The organism is Aeromonas sp. 130281 (genome assembly GCF_056642115.1).
The window spans coordinates 214,485-233,431 of the sequence record NZ_JBWVQS010000003.1 but is presented as its reverse complement, the minus strand read 5'-3'; the positions used below and the strand labels follow the sequence as shown (position 1 = coordinate 233,431).

19 protein-coding genes are annotated in these 18,947 nt (G+C 62.6%); 11 read left to right on the top strand and 8 right to left on the bottom strand.

Annotated elements, in window-relative coordinates; translation table 11 throughout:
• Positions 1 to 26: 26 nt before the first annotated feature.
• The 3 genes from AC1IN8_RS10940 to AC1IN8_RS10930 all read right to left on the bottom strand — a co-directional run bounded on the left by AC1IN8_RS10940 (position 27) and on the right by AC1IN8_RS10930 (position 1,834).
• Positions 27 to 233 carry a PspC domain-containing protein gene (locus tag AC1IN8_RS10940; RefSeq protein ID WP_042649985.1) on the bottom strand — a complete coding sequence of 69 codons (207 nt, stop codon included), beginning with the start codon at positions 231 to 233 and terminating at the stop codon, positions 27 to 29.
• A 2-nt stretch (positions 234 to 235) separates the two neighbouring features.
• Complete coding sequence (pspA, locus tag AC1IN8_RS10935; protein WP_163147997.1) at positions 236 to 898, bottom strand: phage shock protein PspA; 663 nt, start codon at positions 896 to 898, stop codon at positions 236 to 238.
• 207 nt (positions 899 to 1,105) lie between these two features.
• Positions 1,106 to 1,834 carry a 1-acylglycerol-3-phosphate O-acyltransferase gene (locus tag AC1IN8_RS10930; RefSeq protein WP_247627304.1) on the bottom strand — a complete coding sequence of 243 codons (729 nt, stop codon included), beginning with the start codon at positions 1,832 to 1,834 and terminating at the stop codon, positions 1,106 to 1,108.
• Between the two features lie 176 nt (positions 1,835 to 2,010).
• Here AC1IN8_RS10930 and AC1IN8_RS10925 point away from each other — a divergent pair, with 176 nt between their 5' ends.
• The 4 genes from AC1IN8_RS10925 to AC1IN8_RS10910 are packed head-to-tail and all read left to right on the top strand — an operon-like array spanning position 2,011 to position 5,740.
• The gene (locus AC1IN8_RS10925; RefSeq protein WP_479758861.1) at positions 2,011 to 2,388 is read left to right on the top strand and encodes a hypothetical protein; all 378 of its coding nucleotides are present in this window, start codon (positions 2,011 to 2,013) and stop codon (positions 2,386 to 2,388) included.
• Between the two features lie 50 nt (positions 2,389 to 2,438).
• On the top strand, positions 2,439 to 4,481 hold the full coding sequence (locus tag AC1IN8_RS10920) for a protein-disulfide reductase DsbD family protein (protein WP_479758860.1): 2,043 nt from the start codon (positions 2,439 to 2,441) through the stop codon (positions 4,479 to 4,481).
• Positions 4,478 to 5,209, top strand: coding sequence for a DsbA family protein (locus tag AC1IN8_RS10915; RefSeq protein ID WP_479758859.1), 732 nt, complete (start codon positions 4,478 to 4,480; stop codon positions 5,207 to 5,209). The genes AC1IN8_RS10920 and AC1IN8_RS10915 overlap by 4 nt, the downstream gene beginning before the upstream one ends.
• 3 nt (positions 5,210 to 5,212) lie before the next feature.
• Entirely contained in the window at positions 5,213 to 5,740 is a 528-nt protein-coding gene (locus AC1IN8_RS10910) for a protein disulfide oxidoreductase (RefSeq protein WP_479758858.1), read from the top strand.
• 77 nt (positions 5,741 to 5,817) lie between these two features.
• Here the strand turns inward: AC1IN8_RS10910 and AC1IN8_RS10905 are convergent, their stop codons facing one another.
• Positions 5,818 to 6,237, bottom strand: a complete 420-nt coding sequence (locus tag AC1IN8_RS10905) for an EF-hand domain-containing protein (protein ID WP_479758857.1) — start codon at positions 6,235 to 6,237, stop codon at positions 5,818 to 5,820.
• Between the two features lie 321 nt (positions 6,238 to 6,558).
• Here AC1IN8_RS10905 and atcJ point away from each other — a divergent pair, with 321 nt between their 5' ends.
• From atcJ to AC1IN8_RS10870, 7 genes are all read left to right on the top strand, one after another.
• Positions 6,559 to 6,843, top strand: a complete 285-nt coding sequence (gene atcJ / locus AC1IN8_RS10900; RefSeq protein ID WP_139438754.1) for a cold adaptation protein ActJcold adaptation protein ActJ — start codon at positions 6,559 to 6,561, stop codon at positions 6,841 to 6,843.
• A 7-nt stretch (positions 6,844 to 6,850) separates the two neighbouring features.
• Positions 6,851 to 7,381, top strand: a complete 531-nt coding sequence (gene atcA / locus AC1IN8_RS10895) for a cold adaptation protein AtcA (RefSeq protein ID WP_479758856.1) — start codon at positions 6,851 to 6,853, stop codon at positions 7,379 to 7,381.
• Between the two features lie 13 nt (positions 7,382 to 7,394).
• Positions 7,395 to 8,156 (top strand): cold adaptation protein AtcB, encoded by a 762-nt coding sequence (gene atcB / locus AC1IN8_RS10890; RefSeq protein ID WP_265436982.1) that lies wholly within the window; start codon positions 7,395 to 7,397, stop codon positions 8,154 to 8,156.
• Positions 8,157 to 8,166: 10 nt separating this feature from the next.
• Positions 8,167 to 9,069 (top strand): cold adaptation protein AtcC, encoded by a 903-nt coding sequence (gene atcC, locus AC1IN8_RS10885; RefSeq protein WP_319912234.1) that lies wholly within the window; start codon positions 8,167 to 8,169, stop codon positions 9,067 to 9,069.
• A gap of 190 nt (positions 9,070 to 9,259) precedes the next feature.
• Positions 9,260 to 9,511, top strand: a complete 252-nt coding sequence (locus AC1IN8_RS10880) for a hypothetical protein (protein WP_479758928.1) — start codon at positions 9,260 to 9,262, stop codon at positions 9,509 to 9,511.
• A 71-nt stretch (positions 9,512 to 9,582) separates the two neighbouring features.
• Positions 9,583 to 9,957: a hypothetical protein gene (locus tag AC1IN8_RS10875; protein ID WP_479758855.1), complete on the top strand. Its 375-nt coding sequence runs from the start codon at positions 9,583 to 9,585 to the stop codon at positions 9,955 to 9,957.
• Between the two features lie 193 nt (positions 9,958 to 10,150).
• Complete coding sequence (locus AC1IN8_RS10870; RefSeq protein WP_479758854.1) at positions 10,151 to 10,948, top strand: CPBP family intramembrane glutamic endopeptidase; 798 nt, start codon at positions 10,151 to 10,153, stop codon at positions 10,946 to 10,948.
• A 119-nt stretch (positions 10,949 to 11,067) separates the two neighbouring features.
• Here the strand turns inward: AC1IN8_RS10870 and AC1IN8_RS10865 are convergent, their stop codons facing one another.
• From AC1IN8_RS10865 to AC1IN8_RS10850, 4 genes are all read right to left on the bottom strand, one after another.
• Positions 11,068 to 11,280, bottom strand: coding sequence for a hypothetical protein (locus tag AC1IN8_RS10865; RefSeq protein ID WP_479758853.1), 213 nt, complete (start codon positions 11,278 to 11,280; stop codon positions 11,068 to 11,070).
• A gap of 1,216 nt (positions 11,281 to 12,496) precedes the next feature.
• Positions 12,497 to 14,788 (bottom strand): DNA topoisomerase IV subunit A, encoded by a 2,292-nt coding sequence (gene parC, locus AC1IN8_RS10860; RefSeq protein WP_479758852.1) that lies wholly within the window; start codon positions 14,786 to 14,788, stop codon positions 12,497 to 12,499.
• An 81-nt stretch (positions 14,789 to 14,869) separates the two neighbouring features.
• Positions 14,870 to 16,765, bottom strand: coding sequence for a DNA topoisomerase IV subunit B (gene parE / locus AC1IN8_RS10855; protein WP_265437058.1), 1,896 nt, complete (start codon positions 16,763 to 16,765; stop codon positions 14,870 to 14,872).
• Positions 16,766 to 16,933: 168 nt separating this feature from the next.
• Positions 16,934 to 18,946, bottom strand: a complete 2,013-nt coding sequence (locus AC1IN8_RS10850; protein WP_479758851.1) for an FUSC family protein — start codon at positions 18,944 to 18,946, stop codon at positions 16,934 to 16,936.
• Between the last annotated feature and the right edge of the window lies 1 nt (position 18,947).

Below are 18,947 nucleotides of genomic sequence, written 5' to 3'. Positions count from 1 at the left end.
AGTGGCCAGCGGGTCTGATCCGGGGATCAATCCAGCCAGCGTTTCAATTCACGACGGGGCGGCATCACCAGCACCGCCAGCAGATAGAGGGCCAGGGCCAGGGGCGGCATCAGGATAAGCGCCAGCAAGGCCAGCACCCGCACCGTCACCCTCGAGATCCCGAGCCCCCTGGCCAGACCGGCACAGACCCCGGTCAGCTTGCGATGGGCCAGATCTTTGGGCCAGGGGCTCATGGTTATGCCTCCGCCTTCCGGCTTTTCAGGCGAGCCAGCTCGCGCTCAATCTCGTCGTTCAACTCCAGCTCGCGGAACTGGGCCTCCAGGGAGGGATTCTGCCCCAGGGTGGCCGCCTCCAGCTGGGCTTCCAGCTGATCGACCCGGCCCTGAAAGCCGTCGAAGCGGGCCATCAGCTCATGCATGCGCTGGTTGTCCACCTGGGCGCGGGCACGGATCCGGCTATGGGCTGTCTGTTCGCGCAGGGTCAGCATCTTCTGCTTCTCGCGGGCCTCGGTCAGCTTGGTCGCCAGCCGCTCGCTGTCGGCGGTGAGCTGGGCCAGCACCTCGGCCACCCGGGCCTTGTCCTGCTCCAGTTGCTCGCACTTCTTGACCTCGGCCAGCTTCTCCGTAAGGGCGGCACGGGCCAGATCCTCACGTCCCTTCTGGATGGCGAGCTCGGCCTTGGCAGACCACTCCTGGATCTGGTGGCGCAGCGCCTGCTGATGGCGCTCCAGCTGTTTCTGTTCGGCGATGACGCGGGCGGCCTGGGTTCTCATCTCGATCTGCACCTGCTCCATCTCTTCGATCATCAGACGCAGCATCTTCTCCGGCTCTTCACTCTTGTCGAGCAGGCTGTGCAGGTTGGCATTGATCACGTCGGTCAGGCGGCTGAATACGCTCATGGTCTGGCTCCTTGTTGATGGGATGTCACTCTCTCCCCATGGCATTACAAGAGCCGTGCCAAGATAATTTATTGTTGTTTTACAGATAGATGGAGACTTGGCATTGCCATCTCAAGGCCATGAGTTGGTGAAAATTGCCAATGAAGTGGTTATTTTAACCAATAAAAAAGGGAGCCAGCGGCTCCCTTCATGAAGTTGGGCTCAGCCTCAGGCGGCCGGGCGATGACCCAGCTTGCCATCCAGCTCCGCCAGCTTGGCTTCCATCCTGGCCCGGCAGGTATCCGACAGATCGCGGATGCCGGCAGCGCCGTGCTCCTTGCTGCACAGGGGGGGCAGCATCTCCAGCAGCACCTCGCCGTTGTCCCAGCGGTTCAGGTCGACCTGACCGAAGTAGCTGGAGCAGACGATGGGCACCACGGGCACTTCGGCCTGGACGGCGGTGTGGAAGGCGCCGGCCTTGAACGGCAGCAGACCACGGCCCTGGGAGCGGGTCCCTTCCGGGAACATCCAGATGGAGGTGCCGTGGTGCTTGATGCGATCCACTACCTGACCAATGGTGCCGATGGCACGGGAGCGGTTGGATCTGTCGATCAGCACGTTGCCGGAGAGCCAGAAGATGAGGCCGAAGAAGGGCAGCCACAGCAGGCTCTTCTTGCCCACTGCCACCACGCCGGGACGCACGGCGCCGGTCACGGTGAAGATGTCGAAGTTGCTCTGGTGATTGCAGACATAGACGGCAGGCCCCACCGACTTGACCTCGTCCGGAATGGTGACCCGGACCTTGAGCCCGATGATCGGGCAGACGGCATGGTACATGCGGGCGAAAACATAGACGTTGTTGGGGTGGCGCGGACGCACCAGACAGAGCAACAGACCAAACACGAACCAGAAGATGAGCAGCAGGGTAAGCAGCAGCACACGGGCAAGTTTGAGCATCGAACACCTCGGAATTTGACTCGGCGCAGTATACTGGTCCCCCTTTTAGCGAACAAGCGTTCGCCAGACAGAACCGACCACCCCGGATGGAACACGTGGCCGCATCGAATCCCACCGGCTTGCTCACGCCACCATTGATCGATAGGATATGCCCCATTCAACAGGGTAGGACGAGCATGATTTTGCGACAACGCGTGGCGACAAGACTCCTGCTGCTGGTCTGCATCCTGGTGCTCAACTGTGCGGCCCAGCCGCTGGCAAGGCTGGCACAGCTCGACCAGGCCCTGAGTTGCCAGGCTCTTCCCCTCTCCTCGTCCAGCGCCGATGCCGACGAGGGGCAAGCCGCGACGCCCCAGCCCAGCAGTTGCCAGCTCAACGGCAAGTGGCTCAGTGCCGCCAGCCTGCTCTGCGCCGAGCAGATCTTCTTTGCCATCGCCTTCGTGATTGCCCTGCTGGCGCCCCTGTCGCGCCGCGCCCCTGCGCTTCCTCCTCCCATCAACATCTCGCCCCCAGAACGGCGACTGCACCTCACCCTCTGCGTCTGGCGGGAATGAGTCTGCGGCGGTTTTCTCCACCCTGACTTTCATTTTCAAGAGACAAACACATGTCAAACATCATCAAGACCGCCCTGTTGCTGAGCGGTCTGCTGTGGCAATCCATGGGATTGGCCAGCGACACTGGCTGGCTCACCAGCCCCCAGAACGATCACGCCAAGGTGCGGCTGCAAGCTGACACCCGGGATCCCTCCGCCCCCCGGGTGCTGCTCAGCCTGCAGCTTGAATCCGGCTGGAAAACCTATTGGCAGAATCCGGGGGAAGGCGGCATAGCCCCCGAGATCCTCTGGGATAAGCCCGAGCCGGCGGCGCAGTGGCACTGGCCAGTGCCCAGGCGGTTTGACGTCAGCGGCATCTCGACCCAGGGCTATCAGGGGGACGTCAGCCTGCCCATCAGCCTCACCCGCAGCGGCGGCGAGGCGCTGACGGGCACCCTGCGCCTCTCGACCTGTAGCAACGTCTGCATCCTGACCGACTACCCCTTCACCCTGGCGCTGGACGGCGCTGCCCCCGAAGGGTTCGACCTTGCCTATGCAAAGGCGATGAGCACCCTGCCACAGGCCATGCCTGGCACTGTGACCCTCGAGGCGGGCTACCGGCAGAACCAGCTGCAACTGACCGCCGACAACCCCCAGGGCTGGCAGGATCCCCAGGTGTTCCTCCAGCGCCTGGAGGGGGCCGAGTTTGGCGAGCCCAGCCTGGAGGTGCAGGGCAACACCCTGATCGCCCGCATTCCGGTCAGCGATGGCTGGCAGGGGGATGCCCCCGATATCCGTCATCAGCCACTCGGGTTGGTGCTGGCGAGCGGCGAGCAGGCCTGGCAGAGCGAGGTCCGCATTGGTGAGCCCCTGACCCTGCCGAGCGGCGGCCAGTCGCTGCTCTGGCTGCTGGGAGCCGCGCTACTGGGGGGCCTCATCCTCAATCTGATGCCCTGCGTGCTGCCGGTGCTGGCCCTCAAGCTGGGATCCGTGCTGCAACTCGAGAGCCGGGAGCGCCGCCCGGTGCGCCTGCAATTCCTGGCGGCCAGTGCCGGCATTCTGGTCTCCTTCTGGGCGCTGGCGCTCATGAGCACCCTGCTGCGCGCCACCCAGGGAGCGGTCGGCTGGGGGATCCAGTTCCAGAGCGTCTGGTTTATCGGCTTCATGGTGGTGGTGACGGCGCTGTTCTGCGCCAACCTGCTGGGGCTGTTCGAGCTGCGACTGCCAAGCAACCTCAATACCCGCCTGGCCACCAGCGGCGGTCAGGGGCTGGGGGGTCACTTCCTGCAGGGCTGCTTTGCCACCCTGCTGGCCACCCCCTGCTCGGCCCCCTTCCTCGGCACTGCGGTCGCCTTTGCCCTCGGGGCGCCGCTCGGCCAGCTCTGGCTCATCTTTACCGCGCTCGGTGTGGGCATGAGCCTGCCCTGGCTGCTCATCGCCGCCGTCCCACGCCTGGCGCTCTGGCTGCCGAAGCCGGGCCGCTGGATGGGGCGGCTGCGCACCCTGCTCGGCCTGATGATGCTGGGCTCCAGCCTCTGGCTGCTCAGCCTGCTCGGCAACCACGTCGGCCCCTTCTGGATGCTGATCCTGATGGCGCTGATGCTGACGGCCCTGCTGCTGGCCGTCGTCTGGCGCCATGGCATACGCACGCTGACCCTGGGGCTGGCACTGGGCTGCCTGCTGGGCGGGGCCCTGCTGCTCGGCGGCGCCTTCACCCTGGACGGCAAGCCCCAGCAGGACAGGGTCGACTGGCAGCCGCTCTCGGAGCAGGCCATCGAACTGGCACTGGCCCAGAACAAGCGAGTCTTCGTCGATGTGACCGCCGACTGGTGCATCACCTGCAAGGCCAACAAATTCAACGTACTGCTGCGAGATGACGTGCAACAGGCCCTGAGCGCCCCCGATGTGGTGGCCCTGCGCGGGGACTGGAGCCGCCCCTCCGAGGGCATCGCCAGCTTCCTGCGCCAGCGCGGCAGCGTGGCTATTCCCTTCAACCAGATCTACGGGCCCGGCCTGACGGATGGCGAGATCCTCTCCCCCCTGCTGGACCGATCGACCCTGCTTGCCACCCTGGCGCAAGCCGGTATTGCCCCCTCTCAAGGAGAAACCAAATGAAACCGACCCTGCTCGCCCTGACCCTGCTGGGCACCTTGTTGACCCCGGCCCTGCACGCCGCCCCCTTCACTGCGGAGCAGGAGGCACGCATCAAGGAGCTCATCCGCGAGACCCTGGTCCAGAATCCGAAGATCCTGGATGAGGCGGCCGAATCCTGGGAGAAACAGAACGCCGCGGATCAGGCGGCCCAGCTCGGCGACTTCATCAAGGGCAACCAGGATGTGCTGTTCAACAGCGCCACCAGCCCGCGCCTGGGGGCCAAGAACCCCAAGCTGACCCTGGTGCTCTTCACCGACTACAACTGCCCCTACTGCAAGCAGTTCGACCCCGCTGTGACCAAGTTGCTCAAGGCCTATCCGAACGATCTGGGATTGGTGATCAAGCTGCTGCCGTTCAAGGGACAGACCTCCGCCAAGGCGGCCCAGTACAGCCTGACCCTGTGGCAGCAGGATCCGGCCCGCTTCCTCGCCCTGCACGACAAGCTGATGAGCAAGCAGGGCATGCTGACCGAGGCGGACATCAACAAGGCGCTGGCGGCCACCGGCAATGTGGCGCTCAAACCCGAGGGCAAGGCCACCGAGGAGCTGCGCAATAGTCTGCGCATCGGCACCTTGCTGGGGGTTCAGGGCACACCGGCGACGCTTATCGGCAACCAGCTGGTGCCGGGCGCCCTCCCCTATGAGCAGCTCGAACAGCTTGTGAAAACTGAACTGGCGAAACTGGGGTAACGCATGACCGAGACGACAACCCCCAGACCCCGCTGGCGACGCTGGGGCAGGGAGGCGCTCTGGCTGCTGCTGTTTGCCCTGATCATCTCGACCCTGCTGGATCTGTGGCGCAGTCCGGCGCTGCCGGAGGACAGCCCGCTGCCTGTGCTGACCCTGCAAGATGGCACCCGGGCCGACCTGCAGGCCATGAGCCGGGAGCGGCCGCTGCTGGTCTACTACTGGGCCAGCTGGTGCGCCGTCTGCCGCTTCACTACCCCGGCAGTGGAGCAGCTCTGGCAGGACGGCGGCAACGTGCTGACGGTGGCGCTGCGCTCCGGCGACGACGCCAGGTTGCAGCAGGGCATGGCCAGGAAGGGGCTGAGCTTCCCCACCCACAACGATGAACAGGGGGCGCTCGCCGCCCGCTGGCAGGTGAGCGTCACCCCCAGCTTCCTCATCATCAAGGAGGGCAAGGTGGTGAGCAGCACCACGGGCTGGAGCAGTCGCTGGGGCTTGCAGCTGCGGCTGCTGTGGGCCGACTGGCTGGCTTGATCCCCATCACAATGAACAGAGCCCGGTATGACGACCGGGCTCTTTTTTATCTGAAGGCCGTCCTTGCTGATTCGCCCCTATTGCGCCGGTGACATCATCTCCTGGCCGAGCCGGGCCTTGACACTGGCCCGTTCGGCCTCGTCGATCACGCCGTCACCGTTCTTGTCCAGCCGGGTGAAGAGGGTCTCATGGCGCTCCATGAACTGCGCCTTGGTCGTGTCCTGCATCGGCCTCATGTTGGCCATCTTGCCGGGCATGGCCTTGCCCGATTGCTTCATCGCCTCTTGCATCCTGGCCATGGCGGCCTCTTTCTCGGCAACCGACAGGGTGCCATCGCCATTGCTGTCTTGCCGGGCGAAGCGCTGCTCGGCTCTCTCCATGAACTGGGCCTTGGTGACATCCCCCTTGAGCAGTACCAGCGGCTCATCGAGGCTCTCATCGGCGGCGATGGCGACGCCCCCCAGCAGTACCAGAGGCAGAAGATAACGTTTGAACATGGTGTCTATTCCTTGTGATGGTGCCGGCCTTGCCGGATCTTGATGCCTGTCGCAGGGGCGGATCCCTGGCGACAGCAGCAGTCTGACGCCCTCTGTATTGTAGTCCCCGAGACGGATCAGCCCGGCGTGGCAGGATACAGAGCTCCCTGGGTGACGGGCGGGCTCCCCATTCCCCCCGGGTCGCTGCCATATCGCGTCCTATTCATGGCGGTGGCCTGTGGTTTCCGTTAAAATGACGGGTTTTTACCGTGCCTGGTTCCCCCAAGCCCCATCAGGCGCCAGCATTGTGACTCTGATGATGCCAGTGATGCAGGATCTGCCATGAACAACTACTTTCGGGTGCTGGGCGTCAAGTCCAACGCCAGCGAAAACGACATCAAGAAAGCCTATCGACGGCTCTCGAACCAGTACCACCCCGACAAGTTGCACGGGGCGAGCGAAGAAGAGAAAGAGCAGGCAGCCATCAGGCTGCATCAGGTGAAGAAGGCCTACGAAGTGCTTTCCGATCCCAAGGCGAGAGCCGCTTTTATCAAGGATTTCAACAACGTCATCGTGACCGATCCCGCTGCTGCCATGCAGGAGATGTGGGACCAATTCTACCCCTGAGGGCGCTATGCAAAAAAAATGGGACCAGGCGCGCATCAAAGCGCTGATGAGTGACGCGGGCGAGAACATCGAATCCTACCGGGATCAGGATCAGCCCAAGGCGCTCGAGCAGTTTACCGGCAAGATGAAGGCCCTGCTGCTGGCCGACATCAGCATGCTGGAGTTCATGCCCGAATACCTGCCGCTCGCCCTCTATGGCCGGGTGCAGTTCCCGCCCAAGGCGAAACCTGAGTGGGCCAGGTGGCTCGCCGACGGCGTACAACCCTCATGGGACGCGTTCAAGGTGTCGGTGGCGTTCAACAACGCCGATCTGCCGCTGGTCAAGGCGGTGCGGGCCCAGAGCGAAGATCAGCTGATCGAAGCCTGCGCCGTGCTCTACCTGCTGGACAACCCCCAGCCCCGCGGTGGCCGTCGTGCCGATGACGACTACGAGCTACGCGACGACGAAGATGACGACGGGGAAGATGCCGACGCCGACTACCATGGCGGCGAGGGTGAGGAAGACGATCAGGACATGTACGACGAAGTGCGTTTCTAATTTGAGGCAAAGCATGAACAGTCTGATAGAAATTACCGCCATCGAGATCAAAGAGCTGGCCGTGGTCGAGCCCAAGCAGGCCAGCGAAAAGTTCGAGCTGATCGCCAAGACAATGTCCGACGAGCAGTTGGCCGAAGTCATTGAAAACATTGATATCGTCACCCTGACCCAGATCAACGGCCAGCACGACATCTCCTTCCCGTCCATCATCTCCGAGCTGATGACCCCGGAGCGGATCCGCGACATCGTCTGCCAGCAGCCTCTCTACTGGGAGGAGGCCATCAAGAACAATGCCGAAGAGCTGCAACAGCACACCTTCGACTTCCTCAACTACCTGATCCGCACCCAGGACAACGAGGCCAAGCAGCGCGAGATCCTGGAGTGCATCGCCGAAGATCCGGCCGGTCTCTTCTACCTCGCCATCCCCTTCATCGAGTTCTACCGTGGCGATCGCTACGAGGATGAAGAGGGCTATCGCGACACCCTGCACGCCGAAGAGGAAGATCTCGAGGAGTCCCTCGCCTACAGCGAGCGCCAGCAGAGCGAAGATGCCCACGACTACCCGCTGGATGATCCGAGAAGCCTGTTGATGCTGATCCGCGAGCAGGCTCCCGAGGTGGAGAAAGCCATCAAGTCGCTGCTGCGCAGCGAGAACGCCACCTGGGACGGCATCATCAACAAGTTCGCCAACGAGCTGGTGATGCAGGCCAAGGAGAAGAACCAGGTCAGCGACGAGTACGACGAAGTGGACGACATGTTCAGCTTCCTGGATTGAGGAGAGCCCTATGCAGCTAGTCATCCGCGAGGCCAACGAAGGCCCCTTCCTCACCCAGGTGCTGCGCTTTGGCCGCGACAACGAACGCCTGAGCGCCCAGCAGCTTGCCGCCATCAAGGGCAAGGCGGTGCTGATGAGCCTGAAATTCGCCGACAAGTACTACAACAAGTACAAGATGCACCTGCTGGAGCAGGCCGCCCACGACGTCATCGGCGTGGTGAGCCTGGGGTTGCAGGAGCTCTCCGGGCGCGACACGGCCCGGGCGCTGGCCCTGCTGCAGGCGCCGGAAGGGCCCATCAAGCCGTTCCAGAAGGGCTGGTCCATGCTGATCTCCGTCAGCCCCAAACAGACGGGCAACAGCCTCTATGGCGACGTGGATGCCAGGCTGCTGGACAAAATCTCGAGCCCCCCCGACGTGGAGGAGTGGCAAGGGTGGCAGGAGTACGAGAAGGCGCTGGCCGAGCACAACAAGGTCCGCCTGATGGGGCTCATCGACCAGCACTTCTTCGCCTGCGAGAGCGATCACCCCACCATGGAAGACAAGCTGGCCGAGGCCCTGCTCTACCGCATCCTGTGCGGCAAGGGCAGCGGCGCCGCGCCCCTCAAGGTGAAGCAGGACCTCAAGCGCAAACTTGCGCGGGAGATTGAGCTCGACGAGCGCTGGTACGATACCGACTATCTCGCCGCCCAGCTTGCCCTGATGCTCGCCGAGCTGCCCGCCGACATGGCCGATGCCCTGCGCCAGGAGCTGAGCCCTGGCTTCGTGCCGAACCTGCTGCACACCCTGGGGTTTGTGCGCCAGTATCAGCAGCAGCAACGGGAGAACGCCTCCCCGGAGAAGCTCGACAACATGGAGATGCGCGCCGGGCTCAGGCACCCCCTGCTCGGCTGGCCCCTCTACCACGACTTCTAGCGTCTGTCGGCGCTTTGCATGGCGCCATGGCCGCCTGTCCCCACAACGCCCGGCTTGCCGGGCGTTATGCTATCCGCCGCCGAACTACCCCCTCAGCGTCATTGGCCCACCTTTTGTCAGGGATATAATGACTCCCCCATACCGACCGCAGGGGAACGCCGTGAGCAGAAAACCCGACCGCATCACCGCCATGCAGCAGATCATCGACGCCGTGAAACAAGAATTCCCGCTCTATCAACCGGATACCTTCAAATGCGGCCCCGACAACAGCTGCATCGGCTGCCCCAAGAAGCTGATGGAGCTGGTGGATACGGATCTCTGCTACTGGCAATACCAGATCGACCGCGGCATCCCGCCCTTCTTCGACGAGATCCAGCGCTTCGGCAAGATGTGCAAGAACATCCGCCGGGCGCTGGTGCGCAACGGCCGCATCCCCGCCTGATGCTTTGCCCCCGTATCTGATAAGGTGTGACCCACAGGCCCGGATCGGGCACAAGCGAGCAGGAGACCAGAATGACCCAGGAGCGGATCCAGACCCGATATAAGCTGGCGGGCCCCTTTGCCACTCAGGCCGAGTTGGAGCAGGCCATAGCCCGGGTAATAGAGCACCACAAGCAGGACTTCTTCCCCCTGCTGGAGCGGCTGGTGGACGTGGGGGACACCAGGGTCAATCTGAGCCAGGAGAACCCGATGCGGGTGCTTGGCATAGCGCTCGACGCCGCAGGCACCACGGGCAAGGCCCGGCTCAACTACGAGTCCAACTTCGCCGAGAGCTGCCTCATCATCAACGAATATGACCAGCACCAGACCAGCGTCCCCTTTCGCCTGGAAGGGGACGAGCTCGTCTTCGACCTTGAGCTGCCCATCGCCTGGAATTTCAATCATTAATGGCACCGGCAACCCGGGTGAAATCGGTGGGGCTGTGCCAGGGGCTGAATGACACGGCGGCCAAGAAGGCGGGCGCTAAGAGATGACGGCTCGATGGATGGCCTCTAAATAAAGAGGCTGGCGTGGCTACCCAGGAGCCCCACTTGGTGTAGGGTTGTCTCCATGCCAACTGAATGAACTATCGAGGGTCAGCATGGGTGAGCACCAGTCTGCAGCAATGCCGGGTTTGAACGACGGCGATAGCTATGGTTTCGAGCGCAAAAGTGCCGGAGACTTCCCCTTTTATCGCCAGCCCCCGAATGCCTTGTCTGGCCGCAGCTGGGTGCTGGTCCTGCTGGGGGTGGTGCTGGGTTTCGCCGTGCTGACGGCGCACCTTGCATTTTATAAAACCACGGCGGGCGGCTTTGTATCCGCCATCCTGTTCCCCCTCATCCCCCTGGCCGTGCTCGCCATGGTGGCGGGGAAGGCATGGCGAGCGCTGTTTCGAACGCCGACGGGGCGGGATCTCCTCTTGATGCTGGCGATCGCCGTCGTCAACATTCTGGTCTCGGTTGCCGTTGCCCTGGTGCTGCAGCAGCTGTTCAAGATGAGTGACAACCCGGTCAGCGCCATGCTGGCAGAGGCCCCCAATACGGCGCGCATCCTCTTTTATTTAAAAACGGCCCCTCAGCTCTTTGGCGAGGAGGTGGTCTCCATCCTGCCTTTTCTGGCCATTCTCTGGTTTTGTCACACAAAGCTCGCCCTGACGCGCAAGTCCGCCATCATCATCGCCTGGCTATCCACTGCCCTTATCTTCGGGGCCATGCACCTGCCCACTTATGACTGGAATTTTCTGCAATGTTTTCTGGTGATCGGCACGGCCCGCATCGTGCTGCTGAGTGGCTACATCATCACCAAAAACATCTGGGTATCGACCGGCGCGCACATCATCAACGACTGGCTGCTGTTTACCGGCATGGTGCTGCTGCATGGTGCCCAGGCCGGCATATAGGGCCGGCAACAGGCCGCTGCATGATCACAAGAAAGGAGCCCTGACGGCTCCTTTTTCCATTACCCAGCCCATAGAAAAGGCGAGGCCCTTGCCTCGCCTTTGCCTGCGTCAGGTGGGGATCAGGTGAGATAGTAACGCCACGACCTGCTCGGCTCTGCATAGCCGACCCGGATGCAGAAGGGGGCGAGCTCGTGATTCGCCTGCTCCAGGCTGAGGGTCTGGTGGGCATCCTCCCGACACCACTGCACGAACTCGTCGCTGTTGAAGCTGTAGTGATCCCCGTGAAAGACCCCGTGGGCCTCGATCAGTCCGATGGCTTGCTCCGTTTCCATGTCTGGCCTCCTGGCACTGTGCTGCTCCCTACAAGGTTAGCGAGCAGAGGCGACTTGCGGGGCCAAATCAGCCACTTCCTTGACCTGTGGCAATTGGTAAAGGGGAGAGCAAGCCACCACAGCAGAAGCCATCGACCAGCAACAGAGCCTTAAATAAAACAGAGGCAAGTAGGGTCGATTAGCGAAGCGTAATCGGCCGCACCGGTTATCCGGTCGCGAGCAGGCAAAAGAGAAAGGACGTAGGGTGCAATAAGCGAAGCGCATTGCACCGGCAACCTCGCGGATTCAATAGCGGTGCAATTTCATTGCACCCTACGGTTACCTCCCCTCACCCTAGCCCTCTCCCAAGGGGAGAGGGGACAGGTGCCTGCCAGCCTTTAGCCGTAGCTGTCACGCCATTCCAAAATCGCTGCGATCTGCGCCCCCTTCTCCCCTCGCGGGAGAAGGGCTGGGGATGAGGGGGCCGTAAAATAAAATTACCGACCACATTGAGGCAATAGGTTTTCGCGATCGTCTGATTACGCTTCGCTAATCCAACCACGGCCCTACATGGCATCGAGCTAGCTGCAGGGAAAATATTACCGGCCAAGTCATTTATATTTCACAAGTTAATTGAAACCCACAATATTCTCGTGTCAGCCATAAAGCAAAACCAATAAGAACCAGCCCTGAATCATGCTCTAACTAAATTTAAACACCTATCTTGATACCAATCAAACCCAAAAAGTATGTTGTTAAAGGAAATAAAAACAGAGATGATAGTGAATACACTATTCCAAACCAGATACCTATGTGGCATAACAGGAAAAAGAAAGCAAAGTACAATATACCAAATGACAGGTACGTTAACGAACGAACCCATTTTTTTGATAGTTCCTTATGGACATCAGCACGATTGCCACCGTCCTCAGATATAGCCACATGTACTATTGTAAAACTTGTGTACATCACAAATAAAATCGTAAACAATGAAATTGACAATATTAACGGAGTGCTTTCCTCAATAATTTCGCCATCTAGAGTCAATGTGGTTAATATGACAGCCAAGCAAATCCCAGCAAGACCAGAGTAAATCCACTTAAGTTGTTCAAGCGCCTCTTGAGACATATAAACCTACGTAAAAAATCAATAAACGTTCAGTGGAGCGTAATTAATAATTAACAACCACGTTCACATTGTGGTAATAAGAAGGGCGCTTTCGCGCCCTTCTTATTAATTACCCTTCCTGATTTTCCCCGGTAACCGTCTCACCGGCCACGGGTTCAATCTCGATGCGGTCTACTCGCTGCAAACCGCGGGGCAGTTTGGCGCCGCGGCGGCCGCGCTCGCCGCGGTAGTAGTCGAGATCCGAGGGTTTGAGGGTCAGCTTGCGCTTGCCGGCAAACAGGGTGACATATTGCCCCTGCGGGATAATGGCGGCCATCACCATAAACTCCTCCCGCGCCTTCACGCGAGCCGACGGTATGCTGATAAGCTTGTTGCCCTTGCCCTTGCCGAGCACCGGCAGGGTGCTGAGCGGGAACAGCAGCATGCGCCCCTCGTTGGAGATGGCCATGCAGAGATCGGTTTCCGGCGAGCCAATCTTCTGGGGCGCCATCACCTGGCCCCCTTCCGGCACGGTGAGCAGCGCCTTGCCGTTCTTGTTCTTAGCCGTCAGGTCGTCATATTTGCAGACGAAGCCGTAGCCGGCGTCGCTCGCGATCAGATAAGGCTCCCCTTCGTTGCCCATCACCAGATGGCGCACCTCTTCCCCCGCCCCCAGGGCGAAGCGACCGGTGAGCGGCTCCCCCTGACTGCGGGCGGAAGGCAGGGTGTGCGCCTCCAGGGAATAGGTGCGGCCCAGGCTGGAGAGGAACACCGCCTGCTGGTTGCTGCGGCCGCAGGCGTGGGCCAGATAGCCATCCCCCGCCTTGTAGGAGAGCCCGGCCACATCCACGTCGTGGCCCTTGGCGGCACGCACCCAGCCCTTGTCAGACAGGATCACTGTCACCGGCTCGCTCGGGGTCAGCTCCTTCTCGGTCAGGGCCACGGCGGTGGCACGCTCCACCAGGGGGGTGCGGCGATCGTCGCCGTACTTCTCGGCATCCGCCAGCAGCTCTTTCTTGAGCAGGGTGTTAAGGCGACGCTCGGAGCCCAGAATGAGTTCCAGCTTGTCGCGCTCTTCCGCCAGTTCGCTCTGCTCGGCACGCAGCTTGAACTCTTCGAGCTTGGCCAGATGGCGCAGTTTGAGCTCGAGGATCGCCTCGGCCTGGGTCTCGCTGATGTTGAAGCGCTCCACCATCACCTTGCCCGGCTCATCCTCGGTGCGGATGATCTCGATCACCTCGTCGATGTTGAGGTAGGCGACCAGCAAGCCTTCGAGGATGTGCAGGCGGGCCAGCACCTTGTCGAGACGATATTGCAGACGGCGACGCACCGTCTCGCGGCGAAAGACGATCCACTCGGAGAGGATCATCTTGAGAGTCTTCACCTGGGGCCGGTTGTCGAGGCCCAGGATGTTGAGGTTGACCCGGTAGTTCTTCTCCAGATCCGTGGTGGCGAACAGGTGGGCCATCAGCCCCTCCACATCCACCCGGTTGGAGCGCGGCACTATGACCAGACGGGTCGGGTTCTCGTGATCCGATTCATCGCGAAGATCGGTAACCATGGGCAGCTTTTTGGCCACCATCTGGGCGGCGATCTGCTCCATGATCTTGGCGCCGGAGGCCTGATGGGGCAGCGCCGTGATGACGATGTCGCCATCCTCCTCGCTCCAGACCGCCCGCTGCTTGATGGAGCCCTTGCCGGTCTCGTAGATTTTGCGGATGTCGCCCTGCGGGGTGATGATCTCGGCGTTGGTCGGGTAGTCCGGCCCCTGAATGTGCGTCATCAGCACATCCAGCCCCGCATTGGGGTTGTCCAGCAGCTCGGCACAGGCAAGGGCCACTTCCCGCGCGTTGTGGGGCGGGATGTCGGTCGCCATCCCCACCGCGATACCGGTCACCCCGTTGAGCAGGATGTGCGGCAGGCGGGCGGGCAGCACCACGGGTTCCTTCATGGTGCCGTCGAAGTTCGGCGTCCATTCCACAGTGCCCTGGCCGAGCTCGGAGAGCAGCAGCTCGGAGAAGCGCGACAGCCGCGCCTCGGTGTAACGCATGGCGGCGAAGGATTTGGGATCGTCCGGCGCCCCCCAGTTGCCCTGACCGTCCACCAGCGGGTAGCGGTAGGAGAAGGGCTGGGCCATCAGCACCATGGCTTCGTAACAGGCGCTGTCGCCGTGGGGGTGGTATTTACCCAGCACGTCACCCACGGTACGGGCGGACTTCTTGTGCTTAGAGAGGGCCGACAGCCCCAGCTCGCTCATGGCGTAGATGATGCGCCGCTGCACGGGCTTCAGGCCGTCGCCGATGTGGGGCAGGGCCCGGTCCATGATGACGTACATGGAGTAGTTCAAGTAAGCCTGCTCGGTGAAGGCGCGCATGGGCTGGCGCTCTACACCGTCCAGACTGAGCTCGATAGCATCACTCATGTGATTATCTCTTTCGGTTCGGGAGCCGCCCCTGGGCGACTCCAGCTGATACTTGCTGACCCGCGCGGGCCAGTCGACGGCTTAGATGATGGCAAGGTTGCCCTTCTCCTCTAACCATTCACGGCGATCCGGGGCGCGCTTCTTGGCCAGCAGCATGTCCATCAGCTGCAGGGTCTCGTCCCCCTCCTCCAGCTCGCCCATGGTGAGCTGCACCAGGCGGCGGGTGTTGGGATCCATGGTGGTTTCCCGCAGCTGTTTCGGGTTCATCTCGCCCAGCCCCTTGAATCGGGTCACCATCACCTTGCCCTTCTTCTTCTCCGCCTCGACCCGCTGCAGCACGCCGTTCTTCTCGTCCTCGTCGAGGGCATAGAAGACCTCCTTGCCGATGTCGATCCGATAGAGCGGCGGCATGGCCACATAGACGTGGCCCTTGTTGACCAGGGTGCGGAAGTGCTTCACGAACAGCGCACACAGCAGGGTGGCGATGTGCAGACCGTCCGAGTCCGCATCCGCGAGTATGCACACCTTGCCGTAGCGCAGGCCGCTGAGATCCTCGGAGTCGGGATCCAGGCCGATGGCCACAGAGATGTCGTGCACCTCCTGGGAGGCGAGCACCTGACCGGCCTCCACCTCCCAGGTGTTCAGTATCTTGCCGCGCAGCGGCATGATGGCCTGAAACTCGCGATCCCGCGCCTGCTTGGCACTGCCGCCCGCGGAGTCACCCTCCACCAGGAACAGTTCGCCCTGCATGGGATCGGCGCAGTTGCAGTCGGTGAGCTTGCCGGGCAGGGCCGGGCCCTGGGTTATCTTCTTGCGCACCACCGTCTTGGCGGCGCGCATCCGGCGCTGGGCGCTGCTGATACAGATCTCGGCTATCTGCTCCGCCAGCTCGGTGTTGCTGTTGAGGTAGAGGCTGAAGGCATCCTTCACCACCCCCGAGACGAAGGCCGAGCTCTGGCGGGACGACAGCCGCTCCTTGGTCTGACCGGCGAACTGGGGATCCTGCATCTTGACCGAGAGGATGTAGGCGCAGCGATCCCAGATGTCTTCCGGGGTCAGCTTGACTCCGCGCGGCAACAGGTTGCGGAACTCGCAGAACTCGCGCATGGCGTCGAGCAACCCCTGACGCAGGCCGTTGACGTGGGTGCCGCCCAGCGCCGTGGGAATGAGGTTCACATAGGATTCGGCGAGGCATTCGCCCCCCTCCGGCAGCCAGCACAGGGCCCAGTCCACCGCGGATTGATCCGTGCTGAAGGCACCGACGAAGGGCTGCTCCGGCAGGCAGGTGAACTGCTTGACCGCATCGATGAGGTAATCCTTGAGGCCATCTTCGTAGCACCACTCAAGCCGGATGCCGGTGTTCTTGTCGAGGAACTTGATGGTGAGGCCGGGGCAGAGCACGGCCTTGGCCTTGAGCAGGTGCTCGAGCTTGGAGACCGAGAAGCGCGGGGAGTCGAAGTAGCTCGCCTGCGGCCAGAAGCGCACCCGGGTGCCGGTGTTGCGGCGCCCGCAGGTGCCTGTGATGGTCAGCTCCTGTACCTTGTCGCCGCGCTCGAAGGCGATGTCATAGACCTGGCCGTCCCGGCGTACCGTCACCTCGACCCGATCGGAGAGGGCATTCACCACCGAGATGCCCACCCCGTGCAGACCGCCGGAGAACTGGTAGTTCTTGTTGGAGAACTTGCCCCCCGCGTGCAGCTTGCAGAGGATCAGTTCCACTCCGGATACCCCTTCCTCCGGGTGGATGTCGACCGGCATGCCACGACCGTCGTCGATCACCTCGAGAGACTGGTCCTCGTGCAGGATCACCTCCAGGGTGCGGGCATGGCCCGCCAGCGCCTCGTCGACGCTGTTGTCGATGACCTCCTGGCCGAGGTGATTGGGCCGGGTGGTGTCTGTGTACATGCCGGGGCGGCGACGCACCGGTTCGAGGCCATTGAGGACCTCAATGGCATCCGCATTGTATTGAGTGGACATGGAGGGCCTTGCGAATTGACGTTTGGAGGGAATCTTACTCGCTGGGAGGGCCTTGGACAAATAGGGCGGTGACAAAGGGTGATCCAGAGAGGCGATGGCCCCGCGGGATCAGGCGGGCGCCAGGGCCACAGGCAGCACCTGCAACGCCAGAAACAGGGACGAGAGGAGTCAGGCGGGGGCCTCGGCCGAGGGCAGTGCCTGCAACAGGGGGGAGAGGGAGCTATGGAGTCGCCACACCAGGCCCGCCAGCTCCCGGGCCGAGGGCTCGGGGTGATCGGCCAGGCCACGACTGATGCGATCCAGCTCGGACAGGGTCTGATGGAGGGAGCTGTGCTGCACCCCCTGCTCGGTGAGGATCCCCTCCAGACAGCGCACGCAGGCGTCCCGCACCAGATGGAGTGCCGGCTCCCTGCCCCGCCACTGGCGCAGTTGCCAGACGATGTGGCTGCAGTTGAGCAGCACCACGCCCCAGCGCAGCACCCAGAGCCGGGCCCCCGGATCCTGCCCCTGCCCGAGCTGGCTGATGCAGTGATAGATGAGGGATTCAAACTGGCTCTCGTTCTGCCGGGGCCTGACGGCCAGCTGATCGATGAAGTGGCGGCGCAGGGAGCGGATGAGGCGGCGGCTCTTGCGCCTGTCCGAGCTGGGTCTGAGGATCTGGAACGCCAGCCCCGCCACCATGACCCCCAGCACCTTGCCGATGCTGTCGTTGACGAAGGCCTGATAGTCGTAGCTCGGCGGGTTGGTGATGGCGAGGAAGGAGCCGAGCAGCACGATGAGCTGGCCCCAGAGCGCCGCCGACGAGGGGCGCTGCAACTTGATCAGCTGCATGGTGATGAGCGCCGGGAACAGCAGGGCGCAGAACAGCCAGAAGTCGTCGATGCGGATCATCAGGCCGAACTTGACCGCGAAGCAGACCAGGCTCAGCAGCAGGATGGCCTGCAGCATGGTCTGGGTCCCCTTGGTCGGCGTCGGGGTGGCCGAGTAGAGCACGCAGCAGATGGAGAGCAGGGTCAGGGCCGAGGCGCCCGACTCCCACTGGGTGTTGATCCAGAAGGCGCAGCCCAGCACCACGCAGAGGAAGGTGCGACCGCCGTTGTAGGCCGCCTCGACGCTGTCGTTGTAGCGGGTGAGCGAGCTGTGGCGCGGCGGCGCGGGCCACTCCTGGCCGTCATAGGGCGCCAGCCGACCGAGCCAACGCTGGCACTCCAGATAGCTCCAGCAGAAATGGCGCAAACGCAGCCAGAAGGTGCGGCGGCGAAAATCGCTGCCCGACTCGGCCACGAAGGGGGCCAGCAGGCGGGCGATGCGGTATTTGTCGCAATCGGGCTCGCCCAGGGCGTGGATCACCGAGCCCAGCAGGGGCGTCAGCCCGTCCGGCGGCTGCGGCCAGTGCTGCAGCATGCGGCGCACCCCGGAGATCAGGCTGACCATCCGCAGCTGGCGGTGCAGCAGGAAGTTGAGCAAGCGGTTGTGGCGGCGCAGGCGGTGGTGACTCCACACCGCCTGAATGCGCAGCACGTTGATGGTGAGGATCTGGCCGATGATCCCCTCGTGGGCGCCGCGCACATCGGCCCCCGCCTCCCCCAGCCAGAGCAGCTGGGCGTGCTCCCGTAGCCGGGCCTGACTCTTGCCAAGGGAGGCCAGCAGGGTCTCGCCATCCGAGAGGCTCGGCAGAATCATCATCATCAGGCCGCCGCAGAGGATACCCACTATCACCTCGCTCACCCTGGCCTGGGCGATGTCGAAGATGTGCTCCGCCTCGGTCACGTTGACGCAGGAGAAGGCGATGATGGCCGCGGTGTAGCCCGCCAGGGCGAAGGCGTAGGAGACGTTGTTTTGATGGTGGTTGGAGATGCAGGTGCAAAGGCCGAGCCAGAGCGCGATGAGGAAGCTGAACAGCCAGGGATCGCTGATGCCAAGACCGGTGATCATCACGGCCGCCATGGCGCCGATGAGGCTGCCCACCACCCGCCCCAGGCTCTTGCTGATGACGCCGCCGACGGTGGGGAAGCTCACCACGGCGGCGGAGGTCATGGCCCAGTAGGGGGCATCCAGTTGCAGCACGAAGGCCAGCCAGAGCGACAGGCACATGGCCAGGCTGTTGCGCAGGGCGTAGCGCCACTGGCCCTCATTGGCCTGGCCCCAGGGGGTCTGGCGCCAGCGTCCCCGGCCTGCCACC